General features: G+C 67.4%; 22 protein-coding genes and 1 tRNA gene. 7 read left to right on the top strand and 16 right to left on the bottom strand.

Annotated elements, in window-relative coordinates; translation table 11 throughout:
* Positions 1-97: 97 nt before the first annotated feature.
* From IEY28_RS18690 to IEY28_RS18660, 7 genes are all read right to left on the bottom strand, one after another.
* The gene (locus IEY28_RS18690; protein ID WP_189001497.1) at positions 98-514 is read right to left on the bottom strand and encodes an EamA family transporter; all 417 of its coding nucleotides are present in this window, start codon (positions 512-514) and stop codon (positions 98-100) included.
* A 38-nt stretch (positions 515-552) separates the two neighbouring features.
* Positions 553-2187 (bottom strand): bifunctional N(6)-L-threonylcarbamoyladenine synthase/serine/threonine protein kinase, encoded by a 1635-nt coding sequence (locus tag IEY28_RS18685; protein ID WP_189001495.1) that lies wholly within the window; start codon positions 2185-2187, stop codon positions 553-555.
* A 9-nt stretch (positions 2188-2196) separates the two neighbouring features.
* Positions 2197-2328, bottom strand: coding sequence for a 30S ribosomal protein S27ae (locus tag IEY28_RS18680; RefSeq protein ID WP_135303338.1), 132 nt, complete (start codon positions 2326-2328; stop codon positions 2197-2199).
* A complete protein-coding gene (locus tag IEY28_RS18675) occupies positions 2329-2637 on the bottom strand; it encodes a 30S ribosomal protein S24e (protein ID WP_166967012.1) in 309 nt (102 codons plus the stop codon).
* 96 nt (positions 2638-2733) lie between these two features.
* The gene (locus IEY28_RS18670; RefSeq protein WP_189001493.1) at positions 2734-3738 is read right to left on the bottom strand and encodes an AAA family ATPase; all 1005 of its coding nucleotides are present in this window, start codon (positions 3736-3738) and stop codon (positions 2734-2736) included.
* Between the two features lie 425 nt (positions 3739-4163).
* Positions 4164-6578, bottom strand: coding sequence for a bacterio-opsin activator domain-containing protein (locus IEY28_RS18665; protein WP_189001491.1), 2415 nt, complete (start codon positions 6576-6578; stop codon positions 4164-4166).
* 223 nt (positions 6579-6801) lie between these two features.
* Positions 6802-6872: transfer RNA gene (locus tag IEY28_RS18660), tRNA-Gly, on the bottom strand.
* Between the two features lie 274 nt (positions 6873-7146).
* Here IEY28_RS18660 and IEY28_RS18655 point away from each other — a divergent pair.
* The 3 genes from IEY28_RS18655 to thsB all read left to right on the top strand — a co-directional run bounded on the left by IEY28_RS18655 (position 7147) and on the right by thsB (position 10297).
* The gene (locus tag IEY28_RS18655; protein WP_189001490.1) at positions 7147-7980 is read left to right on the top strand and encodes an NAD+ synthase; all 834 of its coding nucleotides are present in this window, start codon (positions 7147-7149) and stop codon (positions 7978-7980) included.
* Positions 7981-8053: 73 nt separating this feature from the next.
* Positions 8054-8443: a DUF7383 domain-containing protein gene (locus IEY28_RS18650; RefSeq protein ID WP_189001488.1), complete on the top strand. Its 390-nt coding sequence runs from the start codon at positions 8054-8056 to the stop codon at positions 8441-8443.
* A 174-nt stretch (positions 8444-8617) separates the two neighbouring features.
* Entirely contained in the window at positions 8618-10297 is a 1680-nt protein-coding gene (thsB, locus tag IEY28_RS18645) for a thermosome subunit beta (RefSeq protein WP_189001486.1), read from the top strand.
* 329 nt (positions 10298-10626) lie between these two features.
* Here thsB and chrA read toward each other — a convergent pair whose 3' ends face one another.
* Together chrA and IEY28_RS18635 are read right to left on the bottom strand one after the other, a co-directional pair.
* Complete coding sequence (chrA, locus tag IEY28_RS18640) at positions 10627-12006, bottom strand: chromate efflux transporter (protein WP_189001484.1); 1380 nt, start codon at positions 12004-12006, stop codon at positions 10627-10629.
* A gap of 75 nt (positions 12007-12081) precedes the next feature.
* Complete coding sequence (locus IEY28_RS18635; protein WP_189001482.1) at positions 12082-12654, bottom strand: hypothetical protein; 573 nt, start codon at positions 12652-12654, stop codon at positions 12082-12084.
* 396 nt (positions 12655-13050) lie between these two features.
* Here IEY28_RS18635 and IEY28_RS18630 point away from each other — a divergent pair, with 396 nt between their 5' ends.
* Together IEY28_RS18630 and IEY28_RS18625 are read left to right on the top strand one after the other, a co-directional pair.
* The gene (locus IEY28_RS18630; RefSeq protein WP_189001481.1) at positions 13051-14439 is read left to right on the top strand and encodes a selenium-binding protein SBP56-related protein; all 1389 of its coding nucleotides are present in this window, start codon (positions 13051-13053) and stop codon (positions 14437-14439) included.
* A complete protein-coding gene (locus IEY28_RS18625; RefSeq protein ID WP_166966997.1) occupies positions 14436-14753 on the top strand; it encodes a 2Fe-2S iron-sulfur cluster-binding protein in 318 nt (105 codons plus the stop codon). The genes IEY28_RS18630 and IEY28_RS18625 overlap by 4 nt, the downstream gene beginning before the upstream one ends.
* Position 14754: 1 nt before the next feature.
* On the opposite strand, the gene IEY28_RS18620 is transcribed toward IEY28_RS18625, so the two are convergent.
* On the bottom strand, positions 14755-15579 hold the full coding sequence (locus IEY28_RS18620) for a hypothetical protein (RefSeq protein ID WP_189001479.1): 825 nt from the start codon (positions 15577-15579) through the stop codon (positions 14755-14757).
* A gap of 105 nt (positions 15580-15684) precedes the next feature.
* Here IEY28_RS18620 and IEY28_RS18615 point away from each other — a divergent pair, with 105 nt between their 5' ends.
* The gene (locus IEY28_RS18615) at positions 15685-16680 is read left to right on the top strand and encodes an ornithine cyclodeaminase family protein (RefSeq protein WP_189001477.1); all 996 of its coding nucleotides are present in this window, start codon (positions 15685-15687) and stop codon (positions 16678-16680) included.
* On the opposite strand, the gene IEY28_RS18610 is transcribed toward IEY28_RS18615, so the two are convergent.
* Positions 16677-16892, bottom strand: a complete 216-nt coding sequence (locus tag IEY28_RS18610; RefSeq protein ID WP_189001475.1) for a DUF7535 family protein — start codon at positions 16890-16892, stop codon at positions 16677-16679. The genes IEY28_RS18615 and IEY28_RS18610 overlap by 4 nt on opposite strands.
* A 112-nt stretch (positions 16893-17004) precedes the next feature.
* On the opposite strand from IEY28_RS18610, the gene leuS reads away from it, so the two are divergent.
* Complete coding sequence (leuS, locus tag IEY28_RS18605) at positions 17005-19710, top strand: leucine--tRNA ligase (protein WP_189001473.1); 2706 nt, start codon at positions 17005-17007, stop codon at positions 19708-19710.
* A gap of 22 nt (positions 19711-19732) precedes the next feature.
* On the opposite strand, the gene IEY28_RS18600 is transcribed toward leuS, so the two are convergent.
* The 5 genes from IEY28_RS18600 to IEY28_RS18580 are packed head-to-tail and all read right to left on the bottom strand — an operon-like array spanning position 19733 to position 22869.
* A complete protein-coding gene (locus tag IEY28_RS18600; protein WP_189001472.1) occupies positions 19733-20191 on the bottom strand; it encodes a peroxiredoxin in 459 nt (152 codons plus the stop codon).
* A gap of 1 nt (position 20192) precedes the next feature.
* Entirely contained in the window at positions 20193-20597 is a 405-nt protein-coding gene (locus IEY28_RS18595) for an Hsp20/alpha crystallin family protein (protein ID WP_189001470.1), read from the bottom strand.
* Between the two features lie 49 nt (positions 20598-20646).
* On the bottom strand, positions 20647-21462 hold the full coding sequence (gene pheA, locus IEY28_RS18590) for a prephenate dehydratase (protein ID WP_189001978.1): 816 nt from the start codon (positions 21460-21462) through the stop codon (positions 20647-20649).
* Between the two features lie 20 nt (positions 21463-21482).
* Positions 21483-21974 carry a hypothetical protein gene (locus IEY28_RS18585; protein ID WP_189001468.1) on the bottom strand — a complete coding sequence of 164 codons (492 nt, stop codon included), beginning with the start codon at positions 21972-21974 and terminating at the stop codon, positions 21483-21485.
* 55 nt (positions 21975-22029) lie between these two features.
* Positions 22030-22869 (bottom strand): aldo/keto reductase, encoded by an 840-nt coding sequence (locus IEY28_RS18580; RefSeq protein ID WP_189001466.1) that lies wholly within the window; start codon positions 22867-22869, stop codon positions 22030-22032.
* Positions 22870-22886: the final 17 nt, after the last annotated feature.

The following is a 22886-nucleotide window of genomic DNA, read 5'->3' as shown; positions in this document are numbered from 1 at the left end:
CCGGTGAACCGCCTCGCTTCGCTCGGCGGACTGTTCGATAGCACGCCTCCCCCGTCTTCGCGGCACTGAGACCTCTCCCGGCCACCGCCCGGCGTGGTCACTCGACGGACGTGAGATACACGGCGAGTACCGCCAGCCCGATGCCGGCGGCCTTCCGCGCCGTCAGGGACTCCTCCAGAAAGAGGATGCCGATGACGGAACTGGTCGCGATGAACATTCCGAAGATGGGGACGACGACGCTGACCGGGCCGGCCGCCAGCGCCCGGTAGTACGCGATGATGCCGACGGTCAGCGCGATGCCGGCGCCGTAGGCGTAGATAGCGTCCTCGTGGCTGAGGTACTTCGCCACCGAGAGGTCGGTGGCGACCACGAGGCCGATGGCGGCGACGACGAGTATCCCGTTGGAGATGAGAAGCACCACGTCGCTGGGGATCTCGGCCGTCGCCAGTTTCGCCAGCGGCGGGACGAGCGTGTAGCCGACGAGCGCGAGTACCGCCCACGCGATGTAGTTCATACGCTGGGTGAGGACTGGCGGGCCCGTGTGCGTTCCGGTTACTGGTATCGACCGCGGCCCTCGATGTCGTCGAGGCTGGCGAAGACCGACTCGGCGTGGTCGCTCTCTTCCCGGTAGGCGTCCTCGGCCGCGGCGAGCAATGTCTCAGGGTCGTCGGCGGTACCCGAGAGCGACTGGGCGAGGACGTGGAGGTCCATCGCGTGGTCCTCGGGTTCGTCGGTGTAGTAGCCCAGTCCGAAGTCGATGAGGAAGACGTGGCCGTCCTCGCGGCCGGTGTCGACTCGTACGTTGCGAGTGGTCGGGTCCCCGTGGACGAACCCGGCGTCGTGAATTCGTGCGAGGGAGCGGCCGACGGCGGCCACGGTGTCGGCGGTCAGCGCCTCCCGCAGGTCCGCGTCACCGACGCGCTGGAACACGAGTCGGGCCTCGTCGGGGTCGGTGTCCAGAACCAGCGGCGTCGGGACGCCGTGTCGCCGGGCCTCGCTGGTGAGACGGGCCTCCTGTCGGGTCCGTTCGATTCGCAACCGTTCGTCGAGCGCCGGATGGCGGTAGCTTCGAGGGACCCGGTCCTTGACGACGCGGTCGGCCTCGATGGTGACCGTCGCCTCGGCGCCCTGTACCTCGGTCTCCGTCTCGACCACGCGGTCGACGGACTCCTCGGGACCGCGCCACGACACCGCGACGTCGTCGGGCCGGAAGTTCGAGTCGATACCCGATTCCTCGATAGCGAGGGTGTCGCCGGCGGCGTACATCTTCGCGCCGAGGATGGCTATCATGCCGGCGTTGTCCCGCAGGAAGCGGTTCTCGGGCGCGAAGAAGTCGGCGCCGCGCTGGTCGCACATCTCCCGGAGCATCCGCTGGAGGCGGTCGTTCTGGCCGACGCCGCCGCCCAGCACCAGTTCGTCGGCGCCGGTCAGCGACAGCGCTCGCTCCGAGACCTCGGTCAGCATGGCGAAGATGGTCTCCTCCAGTCCGCGACAGACGTCCTCGACCGGCACGTCGTCGTCGGAGGCCTGCTTCGCGGCGCTCATGATGCCCGAAAAGGAGAAGTCCATCCCCTTGACGACGTAGGGAAGCGGGTGAAAGTCGCCGTCGCGGGCGTGTCGTTCGACCTTCGGACCGCCGGGATGTTGCCAGCCGACGTGCCGGGTGAACTTGTCGATGGCGTTGCCGACGCCGGTGTCCATCGTCTCGCCCAGCACGCGGTAGCGGCCGTTCCGGTAGCCCAGCAAGTGGGCGTTCGCGCCGGAGGCGTTCAGACAGACCGGCGACTCGAACCCGGAGCGGTGGCGCCCGACTTCGAGGTGGGCGACCATGTGGTTCACACCCACGAGAGGGACGTCGAACCGCTGGGCGACGGCGCGGGCGGCGGTGCCGACGATGCGGAGACAGGGACCGAGACCGGGCCCGCGTGAGAAGGCCACGGCGTCGATCGGTGGGTCGTCGCCACCTGCCCGTTCGCGGGCGTGGGAGATGGCCGTCTGGACGACCTCGGGAATCGCCTCGCCCATGTGTTCGGCGGCTTCGCGCGGGTGGATGCCGCCGCTCTCGGGTTGGTAGGCGTCGCTCTCGATGAAGACGTGTTCGTCGTCGGTTGCCCGGGTCGGGTCGTCAGTCTCGAACAGCGCAGCACTGGCTGCCCACGCGGTACCCTCGATACCGAGAACGCGCATGAAGCGGCCTTACTTCCACTCGGTGTAGCCGCACTTGCCGCAGTGCTTGCGGTCGTCGTGGTCGGCCAGCACCGTGTCGCCGCAGCGCGGGCAGTTCTCCTTGACCAGTTCGCCGTCCTCGTAGTACTCGTTGCGGGCCATCTATGCTTCCTCCGCCTCTTCCTCGCCGTCGGCGACGATCTTGTTGCGTTCGAGCATGTGGTCCTGCTCGACGTCACGGGCGTACTCGGGGCTGTCGTAGACCTTCGCGTAGCCGACCGTCTTGCGCATGCCGAACTTCGTGTCGAGTTCGTGGATGACGACTTCCTCGGCGTCCTTGTTCAGCGTCGCCGCCAGAGAGTCGCGCACAGAGAGACGGGACGGCGTCGCTTCGTCGTGGACGACCTCGAATCGGACGTCCGTTCGGTGCAACATGGGGTTCGTTTCTTCCTCGATGATGTCGATATCCATGGTTCGTTGTCCATAGATTCCCGCCGAAGCGCCTAAAAGGATTTCGAAGCCGCAACTCCCGGTTCTCGGGGATGTCGCTGGTGTGCAGTTCACACGCTACGTCTGTAGCTGCGCCAGCAGCCGCGAGAGGTGAATCCGCTCGTTGGCCGCGTCGGTCAGCGCCATGTCCGTCTCGCCGGCCAGTCGGTGGACTTCGGCCAGCCGCTGGCCGGAGTACCGCGACCGGGCGACGCCGAGCAGTTCCTCCAGTACGTCGTCGGCGCCGTACCCCTCGTCGACGAGCAGGTCGTCCAGCGTCGAGCGCGCGTCCGAGAAGCGCCCCTCCTCGGCGGCCTCGACCATGTCCGCGACGGCGTCGTCGGCCTCGACGTCGGCAAGCACCTCGTAGGCCGTCTCCATCGTCACCTCGCCGGCCTCCTCGTAGGTGGTCTGTGTGGCGAGGATGGCCTGCCGGAGGTCGCCCTCGGCGTACCCGGCGACGTACTCCAGTCCGTCGTCGTCGTGGTCGGCGTCCTCGGCCGTGACGACGTCTCGAAGCACCGACACCGTCTCCTCGTGGGTCGGCGCCCGCATCACGACGGGGAAACATCGCGAGCGAATCGGCGGGATCAGCGCCGAGGGCTGTCGCGTGGCGATGACGAACTGCGTGGCCTCGTAGTACTGCTCCATCACCCGGCGCAGGGCCTGCTGGAAGTCCTCGCGCATCCCCTCGGCGTTGTCGAGCAGGATGGTCTTGTAGGTGCCCGACATCGGCGTGTAGCTGGCCGATTCTTTCAGAACGTGGTTGATGAGGTCGGCCTTCGAGGACTCGCGCCGGCGCTTGCTGTCGATAAAGGACGCGAAGCGCGGGTCGTTGGCCACCTCCTTTTTCGTCATGTCGAAGACGTCGGCGACGTTGAGTTCGGTGAAGTCGGCGTCGGGGTTGTCGTGGACCGTCTCGGCGAAGGCACGGACGCCGGCCGTCTTGCCGGCCCCCTTCGGCCCGTGGACCAGCAGGTTCATCGGCTCCTCGACGGCGCCCTGCAGGTGCTCGCGGGCCTTCTGCTGGGGGATCTCTTCGAGTGCCGGCGCGTGGGTCTCGGTCCACAACGGGGCGTCCATCTGTCGGCCGTGGGTAGGCGAGGCCCCGACAAGTATCCCGCGGTTGCGAGGATAGCGAGGGGCCGAACACAGTGCGGTCCCTCGACACAGCGCGGCGGCGAGCCCTGCGAGCCGCGAGCAGTAGCGAGGGGCGCGCGAAGCGAGGGGTCACGCTACTGCTCACGGGTCACTTCGTTCCCCGTTCGCTTCGAGGGCCGCTCACTTCGTTCGCGCCGCTCGGTACTTTCGAGAGCCCGAGCGAAGCGAGGGGTCACGCTACTGCTCACGGGTCACTTCGTTCCCCGTTCGCTTCGAGGGCCGCTCACTTCGTTCGCGCCGCTCGGTACTTTCGAGAGCCCAAGCGAAGCGAGGGGCCACGCTACTGCTCACGGGTCACTTCGCTCCCCGTTCGCTTCGAGGGCCGCTCACTTCGTTCGCGCCCCTCGCTAGCCCTCGAACAACTCCTCGAACACCTTCTGCTGGGCCGCCCGGAGGTGCTGGTGGTAGGTCGGCCGGGAGATGTCCATCGCCGTGGCGAGTTCGTCGCCGTCCACCTCGCGGGGCCACTCGAAGAACCCGCCGAGGAACGCGGTTCGGAGCGCCGTCTCCTGCCGGTCGGTGAACCGCTCGGCGAGCGACGCGCGGAACTCCTGTTGGGTCTGGACCGGCCGTTCGTGTTCGTGGTAGCCGACGAGGTCGGTGTTGCCGTAGTTGTCCTCGACCAGCGAGAACACCTCCCGGGCCTCGGTCTCGTAGGGGAGTTCGATTGTGTACCGGACGATGCCGCTCTCGCCGGAGATGGCCTTCGGCACCGCGCCGTGGTCGACAAGCGTCGCCAGCAGCGACTCGCCGACGGTGACGTCGAACAGCGAACTCCCCTCGTGTTCGGCGACGCAGGTGGCGCTGACGACGGTGTCGTCCTCGGTCAGTTCGGCGAGAATCGCCTCGCTGTCTCCGCCCTCGACCGTGAGGTACAGGCGGATGGCCCCGTCGTCCTGCGTGACCGCGCCGGCCGACGTGAACGTCGCGCCCGTCGACGCCGACAGTCTGCTCAGGAGGAGATCGCGGTCGTCGACGGTGAACTCCAGTTCGACGACCTTGTCCGCCGAGAGAATCTTCCCGCTCTCGATGGCGTTGATGGCGTTTGCGACGGCCCGGCCCAACGCTTCGAGGACGACCTGCTCGCGGTCGTCGAAGGCGTCGGGTTCGTCGGCACAGACGTACAGGACGCCGTAGGTCGAATCGGTGTACGACAGCGGGATGGCCATCACCGAGGCGACGCCGGCCTCGCGGACGCGGTCGACCCACTCACTGTCGGCGGCCGCGAGGTCGTCGAGTATCTCGGTGGTGTGGTCGGTGAAGGCGACGCTGCCGGGCACGCCGTCGCCCAGCGGGATCGAGAGGTCGTCCATCGCTATCGCGGCGTCGCCGGCCCACTCGCTGGGCAGCAGCGCGTTCCCGCGGACGTCGGGACGACCGACCCACGCGAAGGTGTAGGGGTCGGTCGCGGCCAGTTGCTCGCAGACGCCGACCTCGATGGCTTCGCGGGTGGTCGCCTCGACCAGCACCTCGACGGTGTTCTCGATGAGGCCGTTGATGCGGTCGAGGATGGTCGCGATGCGCTCTCGGGTCTCTCGGACTTCCTGTTCGCGCTTGGCGCGGTTGCACGCCGCCGCGGCGTTGGTCGCGAGCAGTGCGACGACCTGCCGGTCGATGTCGTCGAAGGCGTCGGGTTTCATCGACACGACACTCAGCGTGCCGTGAACGCCGATCGGGAAGTACAGTCCGGACTGGACCGCCGGGTCGGCGTCGTCGAGTTCGTGGGCCTCGCTCTGTGTCGTGGCTTCCCCGGACGCGAACACTTCTCCCGGTCGTCCCTCGTCGAGTGCGTAGACCGGGCGCTCGCCGAGTCGCTCGACCACTGCGTCCGTTGTCGCCGTCGGTCGCAACACTCGTTCGTCGGCGTCGTACAGTCGGACGACGGCCATATCGAGTCCGAGGACGCGTTCGGCCGCGCCCGCGACGATGGTCGCTACCGCCTCTCTACTGGGGGCTTGCATCAGCGCCCGGGAGGTCTCCTGTAGCGCAGAGAGCATCTCCTCGCGGCGCTTTCGTTCGGTGATGTCACGGATGACGCCCGCGGTGCCGCGAAACTCCCCGTCCGGCCCGTACAGTACCGTCATGTGGTCTTCGCAGGGGAGCGTCTCGCCGTTGGCCCGCCGGAGCTCCAGTTCGAACGTCGTCCCCACGTCGTCGGGGTCGTCCGAGGAGAGCAACGCGGCGAGTTTCGACTCGGCCAGTTCGACCGTCTCGCGGTCCTTGATGACGCCCGTGTGCTCGCCGAGCAGTTCGTCGGCGTCGTAGCCGGTCAGATCCGCCATCCCGCCGTTGACGAAGACGAATCGCCCCTCGTCGTCGAGCGCGTACACCCCGTCGTCCAGCGCTTCGATGACCTCGCCGTGGCGGTCGAACTCCCCGGCACCGACGGCCCCGGACCCGCGGTCGGCGGCCGCGACCGCTTGCTCGATGCGGTGGGCGAGGACGACGTACTGCCCGTCGGTCCCTCGCTGGACGTAGTCGGTCGTGCTATCTTCGAGGACGCCGTCGACGGCGTCGGCTGACCCAGTCCCGAAGACGACGACCGGGACGTCGGGACGGGTCTCCCGTAGCCCCGCCACCAGCGGTGGCACGTCGACGCCGTCGCTCACGATACAGTCGACTGCGCCGACGGAACTCGCCGTCGCCTCGCCGTCGGCCGTCACCAGTTCGAAGTCGTCCCCCACCCGAGCCAGTGCGCGTGCCGTCTCCGCGACGGCGGCCTCGTCGCTCCCGCAGACGAGGACGGTAACCCCGCTATGCATACCTAACTGGTTAGCCCCTCCCACACAAGAATGTGTAGGTCCCGAAACGCCGACGCGCTCTCGTTACGGCGTGTGTCGCTCATCACCGGATGACACCGCGCACCGGGCCGCTCACCCGTCCGGTGTGTCTCCGCCGGTCGCCGGTTTCCGGACGTGTACCGCGTCTTCTTTGCCGTTGGAGCACTCCGCCAGCGGCGCCGCTCACGGGCCCGTCGTAACAGAATGCGCCGACCGGGAATTGAACCCGGGCTAGAGCCTTGGGAAGGCTCTGTCCTACCACTGGACCACCGGCGCGCTCACTTCGTTCGCGCTCCGTGGCTCGCAAACCCGACGGGTTTGCTCACCACCGGCGCACTGCACTCGCGCGGCGTGTCGCGATTCCTGCGGAACCGCTCGTCACCGACGCGTTCACTAACAGTTTCTACGACCGTCGCACTTGAACGTAGCGCTTCCGGCGGGACGTCCACAGGGTGGACACTGTCTCCGGATGTGGTCCGATCGCTGGACGCACGTCCGAAAATACCGCGTCGATGGATGGCTATTTGTTCGGTTAGGCCTACCGATAGGTATGGCCGAAGCCGACACCGTCGTGCGGGCGGACGACCCGCTCGACCTCACATTCTCGGAGGCCGAACTCGAGGCGCACCGCGAGCACATCACCGACTTCGTCGAGGGCCAACTCGACGCCGCGGGCGTCGACCGGGCAGTAATCGGCCTCTCGGGTGGCATCGACAGTACGCTGACCAGCCACCTCGCGGTCGAGGCACTCGGACCCGACGCCGTCCACGGCCTCGTCATGCCCAGCGAGGTCAACCGCGCGGACAACATGAGCGACGCCGAACGGGTCGCCGACGAGTTGCTGGGCATCGAGTACGACGTCGTCGAAATCAACCCGCTGGTCGACGCGTTCCTCGACGCCTACCCCGACGCCGAGGGCGACCAGTTGGCGGTGGGGAACCTCCGTGTGCGCTGTCGCGCCGTGCTGAACTACCTCGTCGGCAACCACGAGACGGCCCTCGTGCTGGGCACCGGCAACCGGAGCGAGGCGCTGGTGGGCTACTACACGAAGTACGGCGACGGTGCCGTCGACTGCCACCCCATCGCGCCGCTGTACAAACAGCAGGTCCGCCAACTCGCGAAACACGTCGGCGTCCCCGACGACCTCGCCGAGAAGACGGCGAGCGCCGAGATGTGGAGCGGCCAGACCGACGCCACGGAGATGGGGATGGACTACGACACGCTCGACTCGATACTCGCGCTCCACGTCGACGGCGGCGTCCCGAAGACCGCCACCGCCGACCACATCGGCGTCCCCGAATCCGTCGTCGAACGGGTCCGCGAGATGTACGAGTCCAGCGCGCACAAGCGCGCGATGCCGCCGGGCCCGGAGCCGCTTTACTGACCACGTCTGCGCTCCGGACGTCGCCGTGCCGACTCGCACCCTGCTTTATTTGGGTGCCGGCCGTCGGTCCGGTATGACGCGACGCGCGAACTACGCACGGTGTACGTTCCAGCAGCATCTCGGCCCGGACGAGGATTCCCTCGACGTACCGTGGGCCGAGTTCTCCGGCGACAGTACCGACCCAGTCACCTTCGAGGTGCCGACCGACGTGCCGGCCGAACCGTACGTCGAGATGCAGGTGTACGACGTCGACGCGTTCACGCACGAGATCTGCCTCAACGACGAGCCACTGTCGGGGTTCGACATCGCGCCGGGGTCCGGGTGGCAGTACTGGATGGACACCGTCGGCGCCGACCAACTCCACGCCGGGGCGAACACGCTCCAGTTCGAACGTGATCGGGACAGCGACGACGCCTTCGTCGTCGGGACGGCTATCGTCCACTGGAAAGAGCCTGCCGAGTAGATATATAAACCGGCGGCACGGGTGGGCAGACGATGTGCCAAACAGTAACACGATAATCTGCGGTTTCGGTCGCAGTGTGGCGGTTTCACCGGTCGTCTGTGGATTCATATCACCCCCGTGATTCGCTCCTATCCCGCACTTTTATATAGAACCACATGCAATCTTTCGCTGACTATGAGCCAGCGCCAAATGCAGGGCCAGCCGATGATCATTCTCGGTGAAGACGCCCAGCGGATGAAGGATAAGTCCGCACAGGAGCACAACATCTCGGCCGCTCGCGCGGTCGCCGAGTCCGTACGCTCGACACTCGGACCGAAGGGGATGGACAAGATGCTCGTCTCCTCGATGGGTGACGTCACCGTCACGAACGACGGCGTCACCATCCTCACGGAGATGGACATCGACAACCCGACGGCCTCGATGATCGTCGAGGTCGCCGAGACCCAGGAGGACGAGGCCGGTGACGGCACCACCTCCGCCGTCGCCATCGCCGGGGAACTCCTGAAGAACGCCGAGGACCTCCTCGAACAGGATATCCACCCGACGGCCATCATCAAGGGCTTCGACATGGCCGCAAAGGAAGCCAAAGCCGAGATCAACGACATCGCGACCGACGTCGACCCCGACGACGAGGAACTCTTAAAGAAGGTCGCCGAGACGTCGATGACCGGCAAGGGCGCGGAACTCAACAAGGAACTGCTCGCCCAGATCATCGTCGATGCCGTCAACGCGGTCACCGTCGAAGCCGACGACGGCTCCGTCGTCGCCGACCTCGAGTACCTCAACATCGAGACCCAGACCGGCAGCTCCGCCGGCGACTCCGAACTGCTCGAAGGCGCCGTCGTGGACAAGGACCCGGTCCACGAGGAGATGCCCACCTCGGTCGACGACGCGAAGGTGCTCCTGATGGACACCGCCATCGAACTGGACGAGACGGAAGTCGACGCCCAGCTTTCGGTCGACGACCCGAGCCAGCTCCAGAACTTCCTCGATAAGGAGGAACAGCAGCTCAAGGACCTCGTCGACAAGGTCGAGGCCACCGGTGCCAACGTCCTGTTCTGCCAGAAGAACATCGACGACATGGCCCAGCACTACCTCGCCGAGAAGGGCATCCTCGCCGTCAAGCGCGCGAAGAAGTCCGACATCGAGTTCCTGAAGGAGGTCCTCGGCGCGAGCATCGTCTCGGACCTCGACTCGGCCAGCGAGGACGACCTCGGCCACGGCACCGTCTCCCGTGACGAGAACGAGGGGCTGTTCTACGTCGAGGGCGGCGAGAACGCCCACGGCGTCACGCTCCTCCTGCGTGGCTCGACCGACCACGTCGTCGACGAACTGGAACGCGGCGTCACTGACGCGTTAGACGTCGTCGCCGCCACCGTCGCCAACGGCGCGGTGCTGGGCGGCGGCGGAGCTCCCGAAATCGAGGTCGCCGCTCGGCTGCGCGACTTCGCCGACTCCGTCGAGGGTCGCGAACAGCTCGCCGTCGAGGCCTTCGCCGACGCACTCGAAATCATCCCGCGTACGCTCGCGGAGAACGCCGGCCTCGACTCCATCGACACGCTGGTCGACCTGCGCGCCGCCCACGAGGACGGCGACGTCAGCGCCGGCCTGAACGTCTTCACCGGCGACGTCGAGAACACGCTCGACACCGGCGTCGTCGAGCCGTCCCACGCGAAGACCCAGGCCGTCTCCTCGGCTGCAGAGGCCGCGAACCTCGTGCTCAAGATCGACGACATCATCGCCGCCGGCGACCTCTCGACGTCCGGCGACGGTGACGAAGGCGGCCCCGGCGGCCCCGGTGGCGCCCCCGGCGGCATGGGCGGCATGGGTGGCGGTATGGGCGGCATGATGTAAGCGAGGTTCTGAGCAACGCGACGAACCTCGAAATCGCGAGCGGCGAAGCCGTGAGCAGGGAGGGCCGAGCGAAGCGAGGGCCTACCTCACAGTCGAGCGGCGGAAGCCGCGAGGCAAGCGAGGTTCCGTAGGAACCTCGATAGCGAACGGGCGAAGCCCGTGAGGTAAGACCACTTTTTGCAACTCCCTCGGGCGGCAAAGCCGCCCTCGGTCGTGCAAAAACGTGGGGAAAATCGCGGCGTGCTCCTGTCGCGCCTTCGGAGCGGTAGTCCGCGCGCCGGATGCTCACTGCAACTCTTCTGCTGCTAATCTTTTGACTGGCCTTGCCCTCACACCACGAAGAACACGCTCGCACCGACCAGCCCACCGCCCAGAATCAGGTACATCGCGTCCACGTCCCGGGTGAAGAGGGCGAACGTCGTCACTGCGAGGGCCACCCGGAACGGGTCGACGCCGGTCACGCCGAACGGTGACCCACCGACGACGGCGAAGGCGTCGACGGCGAGTGTCACCGTCGCGCCGACGATGGCGCCGACGACGGCGGCGTTGATGCCGTACAGCGCGGCCCGTACCGTCTCGTCGTCCCGGACGCGCGCGACGTAGGGGAACGCGCCGGTGATGAAGAGGAACGAGGGGGCGAACGCGCCGAGCATGGCGACGAACGCGCCCAGCACGGCCCACCCGACCGACCCGTAGGCGTCGAGCATCAGTTTGTAGCCGACGAACGCCGTGGTCATCACGACCGGGCCGGGCGTCAACTGGCCGATAGCGATGCCGTCGACGAACTGCGTGGCGGTGAGCCACCCGAAGACGCCGACGACGTACTTCTCGATGAAGGGGATGAGGACGAGGCCGCCGCCGAAGATAAAGGACCCCGTGTACAGCATGAACAGGAACAGTTTGATCCAGAGGTTGCCCCAGACGGCGGCGAACAGGCCGGTGAGCGCCGCCGGGAGCGGGAGTGTGTCACCGAGAACGGTCGCGGCGCGGGCGCGAAACGCGTAGAGGGTTCCGACTGCGAGGGCGACGAGCGTTCCTAGCGAGACGCGCCGCCAGTTGGCTCGGACCCACTCGGGGCGAAACAGGAAGACGGCGACGGCCCCGGCGACGGCGAACTCGACGACCGGGTTCGGGTTCACGAGGACGGTGGCGACCAGCGCACCCGTGAGCAACCCGAACAGACGGAGGTCTATCGTCCACTCGTCGCCGCCCAGCGTGACCGTGAGGTCGGGTCGCCCCTCCCGCAGCGAACTCCGCCCCATCGAGTACGCCGCACCGCCGATGAGGCCGATGACGACGGGGTTCACGCCGTAGAAGAACGCCTGCACCGACGGGAGTTGGCCGAACGCGAAGTAGACGTACGTGAGCGCGACGACGACGACGAACGTGGGCGCCATGAACGTCGCGCCGGCGACGAGCGCCCCCAGATTCCCGCCCCGGACCCACCCCATGAAGATGCCCAGTTGGGTCGAGGCCGGCCCCGGGAGCATGTTGCAGATGGCCAGCCCCTCCATGAACGTCGACTCGTCGGTCCACTCGCCGACGAGTTCGTCCTCCATCATCGCGATGTGGACCAGCGGCCCGCCGAATCCGACCAGCCCCAGTTTCAGGAAGAAGCGGGCGATGCCGGCGAGGCGTGACCGGGTGGCCGACCCCTTGTACTCGCTCGCGCCCTCTACCGTGGCGTCGGTGGCGGGGTCGCCGGCCATACGCGATGTGACGGGGCATTGAACCAAAAATCTCGTCCACGGAGCGGTCCGGAGCACTCCGTATCCGTCCGGAGACTACGACTCGGTGACGGTCCCCCGGGGACACGCGAGCAGCGTCGAGGACGCTGTCGACGTAATCGGTCCGACGCCGGGCACTCTGACTCGGTGACTGGAGCTGTTGCAGTCGAACCAGTTCCGGTCGACGCCGACCGTCGTCTGCCGGCCGTCGACGGGGACGCGAATCTCGACGGTGTAGGATGCGGGCGTCAGCAGTTCGAACCGGCGGGTCGTGTCGGCGGCGTACTCGTTGCGGCGCTCCAGCGACGGGCCGTCGTCGGCCGCTCGCACACTGACCGCTATCTCGCGGGCGTTCGACCCGGCGTTCCACACCATCACGCCGTGTGGCCCGTTGTCGCCCGGGTTCTCGACGCCCTCTCGTGTCCCGACCGCTATCGTCTCGACGACTCGCGTGGGGCCGGACGCGTCGTCGGCGTCGGTGGACCGCTCGGCGCTCGACGGTGACGCTGGCGTCGCTTCGGTCCCGGTTCCGTCTGGCTGTCGCCCGTCCGGCCCGGTGCTGTCGAGCGGCGAGACACAGCCAGCACCGAGAGCGGTACTCAGGAGGGCGAGATACGAGCGGCGCTTCATACCCTGCGATGTCAGCCGAACGGAAAGTACTTGGTGGTCGCTCAAACGCTCGCTGAGCAACTGAGACGTGTCGAGGTGCGTTGGGACCGGTCACGCTACGGGCGTCAGTGCGGTGACTGTCTGACCGACCTTGCATGTGCCACGGTAACGAGCAACAATTGCCGCCGTCTGTGAGCGGTCAGGAGCGCGAAGTCGCCGGGAGAGGGCCTCTCGACGGTCCGGATTCGGCGCTATACACACATGACGATTTACATTTCTACACGCAGCAATTCGCTTGCCGACCTAGAAGATACTATATTTCGTTGTCACAAACTATCGGACGTCGAATCTCACACGTACCGGCGGCATCGGCCGAGAACCGACGACCAAGGATCGTGTCACTCGTTGGCACTACGTATGAGTGATGCCGAACAGCCGACCGAGGCGGACGTACACGACCACCACGACCACGAGGGGCCGGGCTATCTGACGCCACAGGCGGCCATCGAGGAGTCCGAACCGGAGGAGACGGCCTACGTGATGGGCCTGCACGTCGGGCAGGACGTCGACGCGCCGGACTTTCTGGCCGTCGTCGACGTCGACCCGGACTCGGACACCTACGGCGACATCGTAGAGCGCGTCCAGATGCCAAACCGCGGCGACGAACTCCACCACTTCGGGTGGAACGCCTGTTCGTCGTCCTGTCACGTCGAGGGGCTGGAGCGCCGCCATCTGATCGTCCCGGGCCAGCGCTCCTCGCGCATCCACGTCGTCGACACGAAAGACCGGCGGGACCCGGAGATAACGACGGTCATCGAACCTGACGCGGTGTACGAACACGACCTCTCGGCACCCCACACCGTCCACTGCATCCCCGACGGGGAGATACTCATCAGCATGCTCGGGGACGCCGACGGCGACCTCCCCGGTGGCTTCCTCGAACTGAACGACGACTTCGAGGTCGAGGGCCGCTGGGACCCGCCGGGCGAGATAGAGATGAACTACGACTTCTGGTACCAGCCACGCCACAACGTGATGCTCTCGACGGAGTGGGCCGCGCCGAAGACCTACTACCCGGGCTTCGACTTAGAAGACGTCGAGAACGGCAAGTACGGCCAGCGGCTCAACTTCTGGGACTGGGAGGCCGGCACCGTCGAGCAGACCATCGATCTCGGCGAGGACGGGCTGATTCCACTGGAGGCACGATTCCTCCACACGCCCGAGAGCACGCACGGCTACGTCGGGGCTGCGCTGTCCTCGAACATCGTCCACTTCTGGGCGGACGGGGGCGAGTACCACGCCGAACCGGTCATCGAGTTCGACGACCGGGAGCACGAGGACTGGGACATGCCAGTCCCCGCACTGCCGACGGACATCCTCGTCTCGATGGACGACCGCTACCTCTTCGGGTCGAACTGGCTCCACGGCGAGGTGTGGATGTACGACATCTCGGACCCGTCGAACCCGCGCAAGGCGGACTCCATCTCCATCGGCGGCTACTTCGGCGACGTACAGGAAGTACAGGGGCGCGACCTCGTCGCCGGGCCGCAGATGATCCAGCTATCGCTGGACGGCGAGCGCCTCTACTGGACGACCTCGCTGTTTTCCTCGTGGGACAACCAGTTCTTCCCCGAGGAAGGCGAGAAGGGGTCGGTGATGCTCAAAGCCGACGTGAACCCGAGACGTGGGACGCTCTCGCTGGACGAGGAGTTCCTCGTCGACTTCGGCGACCTGCCCGAAGGGCCGGCCCGCGCCCACGAGATCCGCTGGCCCGACGGCGACTGTACCAGCGACGTCTGGCAGTGACCCGCGTCCGTCTGGTCTGGCGCGACGCCGACCGCGTGGCGACGGTCGACGTCCTCGCCGGACAGACCGTCCTCGATGCGGCCGAGTCCGCCGACGTCGCGCTCCCCTTTGGCTGTCGGACCGGCGCGTGTGGCACCTGTACCGCTCGGCTACTCGACGGCGAGGTGTCTCACCGGCGACCGCCGCGTGCGCTCAAGGAGCGCCACCTCGACGACGGCTACGTCCTGCCCTGTATCGCCGTGCCCGAGACAGACGCCCGACTGGAGGTGGGGGCGGCGGTGCAGGCCGACCTCGTCCCGAACCCGTGGAAGTAGCTCACTCGCCGAGGTCCGGCGTCGTCGTCCCGAGGTCGCTGTACCGCATGGACTCGGTCACCCGCAGTCTCGTCCCGTTCCGGACGACGGTGTACTGCGTGCCGTAGCCGTAGACGACGCCGCTGGGACCGACGACGGCGGTGAAGCGCACGTCCCCGACTCGCTCGGCGGGGACGACGGGGAACTGTGAGCGGTCGGTCGCCCCGTCGGCGACGACGCGGGAGACCGGCGCCCGGTAGGTCTGCATGACCTCCTCGCCGGTCCGGGTGACGGCGGTGACGTTCGCACCCGAAAACAGCGAAGCGATGCGACCGTTGTACGTCGGGTCGAAGAACAGCGCCGCTCGGGGCGACAGTGGTGGTGCGCCGATACCCCGGCCGTCGGCGACGATGGCCCGCCGGGTCGTCCCGTTCACCGTCGTCCACTGGACTGCACGCCCCTCGGCCCAGCGAGTCCGAATCTCCGTGTCCGGGACGCTGGTGCCGGTAATCGTCCGGGTAGCGACGTACTCGCGGTAGTTCGCGCCGAACTCGCCGGTGGTGACCTGCCGCAGACGGACGGTGCCGTTCGCCGTCTCGACGGTACGGGTGTGCCGGAGGGTGTAGGAGACGTTTCCGAGCGTCGTCACGTGGGCCCGTGCGAGCGCCCGCGTGTCGGTGACCCCCGTCTCGGTGAGTCCCGGAGCGACAGGGGCCGGCGGTTGTGCGGGGACCGGTGCCGGCGTCACCGTTTCGCCGGCCGACGGGGACCCCGACCCGACGAGGCCGGTACACCCCGCGGTGACGAGACACAGCGCCAGCGCCGCGACGGTGGCCCCCCGGTGCATACCCCGAGCGACGGACTGTGGACGGATAACGACTCGGGGTGACGAAATTTCTTTCGTGGGCAGAGACGCGGGCAGTATAAGTGCCGCGACGTGCGACGTTTTCGCATGCAGACGCTGCTGCTCGGTCCCGACGACGTGGCGGAACACGCCGACCTGCCCGCGGTCATCGACGCCGTCTCGGCGGCGTTCGCGGCCGACGCTCGTGGGGACACCATCATGCCCGCGAAGTCCTACATCGACCTCCCGAAGTACAACGGCGACTTCCGCTCGATGCCGGCGTACGTCCACGCCGGCGAGTGGGACGCCGCCGCGGTCAAGTGGGTCAACGTCCACCCGGACAACCCCGCCGACCACGGCCTCCCGACGGTGCTGGGGACGCTCATCTACTCGGACCCGGAGACGGCGTTCCCGCTGGCGGTGATGGACGGCACCGTCCTCACGCGCCTGCGGACCGGCGCGGCGGCGGCCGTCGCCACCGACCACCTCGCCGTCCCCGAGGCGGACTCGCTGGGCCTCGTCGGTGCCGGCACCCAGTCGTATACGCAACTGGAGGCCATCGCGAGCGTCCGAGACGTCGAGACGGTGGTCATCGCCGACCGCGACGCGAAGAAACAGCAGGCGTTCGTCGACCACTTCTCGGACCGCTTTGCGGTGCGCGCCGGGTCCATCGAGGAGGCCGCCCGATGTGACGTACTCTCGACGATAACGCCCGTCGAGTCGCCCATCGTGGACCGCGAGTGGCTAGGCGAGCGCACCCACGTCAACGCTATCGGGGCCGACGCCGCCGGCAAGCACGAACACGCCGACCAGACCCTACTGGACGCGAAACTCGTCATCGACGACTACGAGCAGTGTACCCATTCGGGCGAAATCAACGTCCCGTGGAGCGAGGGGGTCCTCTCGGACGGGGACATCTACGGCGAACTCGGCAGCGTCGTCGCCGGGGAGATACCGGGCCGCGAACCTGGGGACGCCCTCACCGTCTTCGACTCGACGGGGTTGGCGATTCAGGACGTAGCCGCCGCCCACGTCGCCTATCAGGGCGCACAGATTGCGGGTGACGGCCTGTCGTTCGGACTGGTCGGCACCGAGTCGCCCTAGTTCGACGGCGCCACGGCCTCGGTCACCTTCGAGATGAGCCAGACGATGAGGATGAACGGCAACAGCGGCATCAACAGGACCAACAGGCCGAGGAACATCCCCCACCCGATGACGTCCATGCTCTCGTCGCGGTGCGGGCCAGTCAGCGGCGTGACGGTTCGCAACGGTTCCGGCAAGATGGAGTCGGTCGACTCGTCGGCGTCGTCTGCCATACTGACTGATAGGTTCGGCGTGAGCATAAGGCTACGGCTGGCACTCCGTACCGCCGCTCGGGTCCCGTGAAGGGAAAGGTATAGCACCGTCCGTGTCCGAAATCACGGTATCATGACCACGACTGGCGAGGAACGCGAGCGTGGGTTCGACCACACCGCCATCGAACCCCACTGGCAGGCGGCGTGGGAGGACGCCGACGTGTTCCGCATCGACGACGGCGCCGAGGACCCCGAGTACGTGCTGGCGATGTTCCCGTACACGTCGGGCAGTCTCCATATGGGCCACGTCCGGAACTACACCATCACGGACGCCTTCGCCCGCTTCGAGCGGATGCGCGGGGAGAACGTGCTGCACCCGATGGGGTGGGACTCCTTTGGCCTGCCCGCCGAGAACGCCGCCGAGGAGCGCGACACCAATCCGCGGGACTGGACGATGCAGTGCATCGACTCGATGCGCGAGCAGTTGACCGAGATGGGCTTCGGTTACGACTGGGAGCGCGAGATAGCGACCTGCGAACCGGAGTACTACCAGTGGAACCAGTGGCTGTTCAAGCGCTTCCGCGAGGAGGGTCTCGTGGAGCGACAGGGCGCCGAACTGAACTGGTGTCCGTCCTGCGAGACGGTACTGGCCGACGAACAGGTCGAGGAGGGGGAGGCTCCGGAGGTGCCTCACGGAGACGGCGGCGCCGTCGAAGTCTGCTGGCGCTGTGACACCCCCATCGAGCACCGCGAGATGGACCAGTGGTTCTTCACCATCACCGACTACGCCGAGGAACTGCTGGGGGCACTCGACGACCTCGACGGGTGGCCCAACAACGTCCGGGAGATGCAGCGCAACTGGATCGGGAAACAGGAGGGCGCGAGCGTCGCCTTCGAGATTCCCGGCTACGACGAGGTGGACATCTTCACGACGCGACTGGACACTATCTACGGGGCGACCTACTTCTCGCTGGCCCCCGGCCACCCCGTCGCACAGGCGATCGCCGAGGACAACGACGAGGTCGCCGAGTACATCGAGATGGCCGAACAGGCCGACGAGGACGACCTCGACGTGACCTCCGGCGTCTTCACCGGCGAGTACGCGGTCAACCCCGCCACCGGCGAGGAGATTCCCGTCTACGTCGCCGACTACGTCCTGACCGACGTTGGGACCGGCGCGCTCTACGCGGTGCCGGCCCACGACGACCGGGACCACGAGTTCGCCGAGGCCCACGACATCGACATCGTACAGGTCGTCGAACCCACCGAGGACGCCGACGCAGACCCCGACGATATCGACGTACAGGAAGCGGCCTACACCGAGGACGGCGTCCTCGTCAACAGCGGCGAGTACGACGGCCTCCACAGCGAGGACGCCCGCGAGACGTTCGTCGAGGTGTTCGACGGCGAGCACCGCACGGAGTACAACCTCCGGGACTGGGGCATCTCCCGCCAGCGCTACTGGGGCACGCCCATCCCGATGATTCACTGTGACGACTGTGGTTACGTCGAGGTGCCCGACGAGGACCTGCCGGTCGAACTGCCGGAGTTCGTCCACACGACGGGCAATCCGCTGGACGCCGCCGAGGAGTGGAAACACGTCGACTGTCCCGACTGCGGGGGCGACGCGGTGCGAGAGACGGACACGATGGACACGTTCGTCGACTCCTCGTGGTACTTCCTGCGCTACACCTCCCCGGACTTCGAAGACGCGCCGTTCGACACAGACCGGGCGAGCGACTGGATGCCGGTCGACCAGTACGTCGGCGGCATCGAACACGCCGTGATGCACCTGCTGTACGCCCGCTTTTTCACGAAGGTGCTAGACGACGGCGACCTGCTCGAGGGCGTCCGCGAGCCCTTTACGAACCTGACGAATCAGGGGATGGTGCTGGGCGAGGACGGCCACAAGATGTCCAAGAGCCGCGGTAACGGCGTCTCGCCACAGCGCATCATCGAGGAGTACGGCGCCGACACCGCCCGCCTGTTCATCATGGAGGCCGCCCAGCCGGAGAAGGAACTGGCCTGGAGCGCCGAGGAGGTCCAGTCGGCCCACAGTTTCCTCCAGAACGTCTATCGGCTGGCCGACGACTATGCTGCAGGTGCGGTCGCCACGGACGAGGCCGACGACATCGCCGACTACGTCGCCCGCGAGATCGACGCGACGGCCGCTCGCGCCACCGAGGAGTACGAGGGGTTCCGCTTCAACCACGCCCTGCAGGCCGTGCGCGAACTCGTCTCCTTGCTCCGTCGCTACGAGGACGCGACCACGCCGGACGCCGACGTACTCGAACGGGGCATCACCACCGCCGCGAAACTGCTCGCCCCGGTCGCCCCGCACGTCGGCGAGGAGATCTGGGAGCGACTGGGCCACGACGGCCTGATGGCCGAGGCCGAGTGGCCACGCGCCGAGGCGCCCGCGGACTACGCCGTCGCCCGCCGCCTCGTCGAGAACACCCGCGAGGACGTCCGTGACATCGTCGACACCGTGGGTATCGAGAATCCGGAGACGATCACGCTCGCCGTCGCGCCCGAGTGGAAGCACCGGGTCGTGGACATCGCCCGTGAGGCCGACAACGTCGTCCCCGCGGTGATGCAGAACGAGGAGCTACAGCAGTACGGCGAGGCCGCCGCCGACTTCGCGAAGGACCTCGCGGGCCGTGCCCAGTACGACGAGACGCTCTCGCCCGCGGGCGAACGCGCGGCGCTGGAACGGGCCGCGTGGCTCGTCGAACGCGAGTTCGACGCCGAGGTGATCGTCCTCTCGGCCGAGGAGGCCGACGAGAGTCTGGCGAAGAAGGCCGAACCCGGTCGTCCGGCTATCGACATCGAGTCGTAGGCCGGCGCGCTCTCTTTCGCGACTACTGTTCTGTGGCGTCGAGTAGCCCCGCCTCGCCGAGGTCACGCAACACGTCGGTCGCGTGGCCCTCCGGGCGGACGCCCTCGTAGACGCCGACGACCTGATTCCGTGCGACGACGAACGTCGTCCGACGGCTTCGCCCGTCGACGAGGTCCACGTCGAACGCCTCGGCGACGTTCCCGTTCGGGTCGGCGAGCAGGTCAAACGAGAGGTCGTGGGCCTCGGCGAACTCGGCGTGGCTGTCGACGTCGTCGGTGGAGACGCCGTAGACGTCGACGCCGACGCTTTCGTACTGCTCGTAGCGTTCCTCGAACTCTTTGGCCTCGGTCGTACATCCCGACGTGTCGTCTTCCGGGTAGAAGTAGACGACCGTCGGAGTCGCAAAGTCCGGTCGTACCCGGTCGCCGTCCTGGTTCTCGGCGACGATGTCGGGCACCGTCGTCCCCGGTTCGAGGACCATCTCAGTTCACCGGGATGTCCGTCCCGTCGTCCGCGTCGCCGCTGACCTTCGGGAGGCGGACGGTGAGTACGCCCTCCTCGTAACTCGCGCTTGTCCCCTCCTCGTCGACGGCCTCGGGGAGTCGGACGGTCCGACTGGCCGACTGCCGGCGGCGTTCGCGCTGGACGTAGCGACCGTCGGTCGTCTCGCTTTCCTCGCTGTGGTCGGCGGTGATGGTGAGTTTCCGTTCTTCGACCAACTGAACGTCCAGGTCCGCGTTGTCGAACCCGGGGAGGTCGGCGTAGACGACGAAGGCGTCGCCCTCGTCGAGAATGTCCGTCGGGACGGTGTCTACGTCCACCCCGAACTGTTCGCTCAGGGTGTCGAACGCTCGCTCCAACTCCGCAAGCGGGTCACGGTCGCTCATAGGTGGGGGTACGCGGCCCCGGGACTTAAGCGCTGTACGCGACCACCGCTCAGTTCAGCACCGTCACGCTGTCGTACGAGCCGAGGTGTCGGACCCAGCCGTTCTCGGCCAGGTCTTCGATGTCTTCGAGAGCGTCCTGCGTGCGCTCCTCGTAGAGGCCGGCGGCCGCGTCGATGTGGAAGACGTAGTCGCCCAGGCGCTCGCCGCTGGGGCGGGACTCGATGCGGGTGAGGTTGATGTCGCGGTCGGCGAAGGCCTCCAGCAGCTCCAGCAGCAGTCCGGGGTAGTCGGCGTTCGGGTAGACGATGAAGGAGGTCTTGCTGCCGGCGTCGGTCCGTTCGCTCGCCGGGGCGACGGCGACAAAGCGGGTGGCGTTCGAGGACTGGTCCTGGATGTCCTCGGCCAGCAACTCCAGTTCGGCGCCGTTGGTTGCGTTTTCCGGGTGACCGATGGCGGCGACGCTCGGGTCCTCGCGGGCGCGTTCGACGCCGCGAGCGGTCGATGCGACGGCCTCCACCTCGACGTCGGGGTAGTGTTCGTCCAGCCAGCCGCGACACTGCGCCAGCGCCTGTGCGTGGCTACAGACGAGGTCGAACGACTCACCCTGTGCCAGCAGCGCGTGGCGGATGGGCGTGATTATCTCCTCGACGACGGCGACGTCGTACTCGGAGAAGGCGTCCAGCGACTCCGTCACCGACCCTTCGATGCTGTTCTCGACGGGGACGACGCCGCGGTCGGCCGCGCCCTCGGCGACGGCCTCGACGATGGCGGTCATCGACTCCGCGAACTCGATGTCGCCGTCCTCGACCGCCTTCGCGGCCCGGTGGGAGTAGGTCCCGGCGGGCCCCAGCGTGATGGTCGTCATACCGTCCGGTAGTTCGCTCGTCATGAAAAGGACCCCGGTCGTCGCTCGTCCGAGCGGGCGCCCTGCCGGTGGCGGTAGAGTTCGGCCAGCGACCGGAGCAGACCGGCCAGCAGGACGAGCACGCCGAGGCCGACCAGCACCAGGAACAGCCCGATGGCGCCCGGTCCCGACATCGGCCCGGCGGGGATGCTGGCGACGACGGCGGCCACCCCCGCGACTGCGGCGACGGCCGTGCCGAGTTCGACGGCGCGGACGATTGTGTAGCCCAGGTCGGCGGTGAGCGTCGCCGTCAAGTGGCCGTCGGTCCGCGCGGCTCGGTAGCCGGCGTACAGGGCCTCGCCGACGACGGTCAGCGCGAGCGCGAGCGCCATCAGCGGGACGAGGAACAGGGTCGTGATGCGCTCGCTGGGGACGATTCGGAGGTAGACGCCAGTCGAGTACAGGAGCGTCAGGACGATGGCGGTGAGCTTGGCGGCTTGGAGGGGCTTTGCACGATGGAACTGACGGAGCATGGGCTCACGACACCCACCACACCGCCCGGCAAACCTCTTGTGGTGCCAGCGGGGCTCAGGACAGCCGCGCCAGTTCCTCGTCGGAGAGGTCGATGGCGCTCGCGGCGACGTTCTGCTCCAGATGGTCGACGCTCGACGTGCCCGGAATCGGCAGGGTCACGTCCGAGTGCTGGAGCAACCACGCGAGCGCGATCTGGTAGCGCGTGGCGTCGTGGCGCTCGGCTATCTCGTCGATGCCGTCGACGTCGTCCAGTCCGCCCGCGGCCAGCGGGAACCACGGGATGAAGCCGACGTCGTAGTTCTCGCAGGCCGCCAGCACGTCCTCGTCGTCGCGGTTGGCGACGTTGTACTGGTTCTGGACCGTCGCTATCTCGACGATGTCCTGGGCCTGCTCTAGTTGCTCGACGCTGACGTTCGAGAGACCGACGTGCCGGACGAGTCCCTCGTCTTTCATCTCGGCGAGCGCGTGGACCGCGTCCTCGAACGGCGTGTCGGGGTCCGGGCGGTGGTACTGGTAGAGGTCGATGGGGTCCATCCGCAGTCGGTCACGCGAGCACAGCAGGGCGTTGTGGAGGTAGTCCGGGTCGCCGTGGGGGAGCCAGTCGGCGTCGGTGTTGCGCAGGAGGCCACCCTTCGTCCCGATGATCAGGTCCTCGCGCTCGGTGTCGAGCGTCTCACCGATGAGCCGTTCGGAGACGCCGGGGCCGTACGAATCGGCGGTGTCGATGAAGTCGACGCCGAGTTCCACGGCCCGCTCTAACACGGCGCGGGCGTTCGCCACGTCGTCGGGTTCGCCGATGATACCCTCGCCGGTGATGCGCATCGCGCCGAAGCCGAGTCGACGTACCGTGAGGTCGCCGCCGATGTCGAACGTATCACTCTCGTTGTGAACCATCGCCAGAGGTTCGTGCC

Origin of the sequence: Haloarcula pellucida, assembly GCF_014647235.1 — an archaeon.
Classification (GTDB): Archaea; Halobacteriota; Halobacteria; order Halobacteriales; family Haloarculaceae; genus Haloarcula; species Haloarcula pellucida.
The sequence above is the reverse complement of the archived record's forward strand: the minus strand, read 5'-3'. Positions and strand labels throughout refer to the sequence as shown.

Bases quoted from the DNA above. Each gene is read 5' to 3' on its own strand.
- IEY28_RS18690 (WP_189001497.1), bottom strand. From the start codon at position 514: ATGAACTACATCGCGTGGGCGGTACTCGCGCTCGTCGGCTACACGCTC.
- IEY28_RS18580 (WP_189001466.1), bottom strand. From the start codon at position 22,869: ATGGTTCACAACGAGAGTGATACGTTCGACATCGGCGGCGACCTCACG.
- IEY28_RS18665 (WP_189001491.1), bottom strand. From the start codon at position 6,578: ATGCATAGCGGGGTTACCGTCCTCGTCTGCGGGAGCGACGAGGCCGCC.
- IEY28_RS18600 (WP_189001472.1), bottom strand. From the start codon at position 20,191: ATGGTCCTCGAACCGGGGACGACGGTGCCCGACATCGTCGCCGAGAAC.
- pheA (WP_189001978.1), bottom strand. From the start codon at position 21,462: ATGACGACCATCACGCTGGGGCCCGCCGGGACCTACTCCCACCGGGCC.
- IEY28_RS18595 (WP_189001470.1), bottom strand. From the start codon at position 20,597: ATGAGCGACCGTGACCCGCTTGCGGAGTTGGAGCGAGCGTTCGACACC.
- IEY28_RS18680 (WP_135303338.1), bottom strand. From the start codon at position 2,328: ATGGCCCGCAACGAGTACTACGAGGACGGCGAACTGGTCAAGGAGAAC.
- IEY28_RS18685 (WP_189001495.1), bottom strand. From the start codon at position 2,187: ATGCGCGTTCTCGGTATCGAGGGTACCGCGTGGGCAGCCAGTGCTGCG.
- IEY28_RS18610 (WP_189001475.1), bottom strand. From the start codon at position 16,892: ATGGCAGACGACGCCGACGAGTCGACCGACTCCATCTTGCCGGAACCG.
- IEY28_RS18630 (WP_189001481.1), top strand. From the start codon at position 13,051: ATGAGTGATGCCGAACAGCCGACCGAGGCGGACGTACACGACCACCAC.
- chrA (WP_189001484.1), bottom strand. From the start codon at position 12,006: ATGGCCGGCGACCCCGCCACCGACGCCACGGTAGAGGGCGCGAGCGAG.
- IEY28_RS18615 (WP_189001477.1), top strand. From the start codon at position 15,685: ATGCAGACGCTGCTGCTCGGTCCCGACGACGTGGCGGAACACGCCGAC.
- leuS (WP_189001473.1), top strand. From the start codon at position 17,005: ATGACCACGACTGGCGAGGAACGCGAGCGTGGGTTCGACCACACCGCC.
- IEY28_RS18650 (WP_189001488.1), top strand. From the start codon at position 8,054: ATGACGCGACGCGCGAACTACGCACGGTGTACGTTCCAGCAGCATCTC.
- IEY28_RS18635 (WP_189001482.1), bottom strand. From the start codon at position 12,654: ATGAAGCGCCGCTCGTATCTCGCCCTCCTGAGTACCGCTCTCGGTGCT.
- IEY28_RS18585 (WP_189001468.1), bottom strand. From the start codon at position 21,974: ATGCTCCGTCAGTTCCATCGTGCAAAGCCCCTCCAAGCCGCCAAGCTC.
- IEY28_RS18675 (WP_166967012.1), bottom strand. From the start codon at position 2,637: ATGGATATCGACATCATCGAGGAAGAAACGAACCCCATGTTGCACCGA.
- IEY28_RS18670 (WP_189001493.1), bottom strand. From the start codon at position 3,738: ATGGACGCCCCGTTGTGGACCGAGACCCACGCGCCGGCACTCGAAGAG.
- IEY28_RS18655 (WP_189001490.1), top strand. From the start codon at position 7,147: ATGGCCGAAGCCGACACCGTCGTGCGGGCGGACGACCCGCTCGACCTC.
- IEY28_RS18620 (WP_189001479.1), bottom strand. From the start codon at position 15,579: ATGCACCGGGGGGCCACCGTCGCGGCGCTGGCGCTGTGTCTCGTCACC.
- thsB (WP_189001486.1), top strand. From the start codon at position 8,618: ATGAGCCAGCGCCAAATGCAGGGCCAGCCGATGATCATTCTCGGTGAA.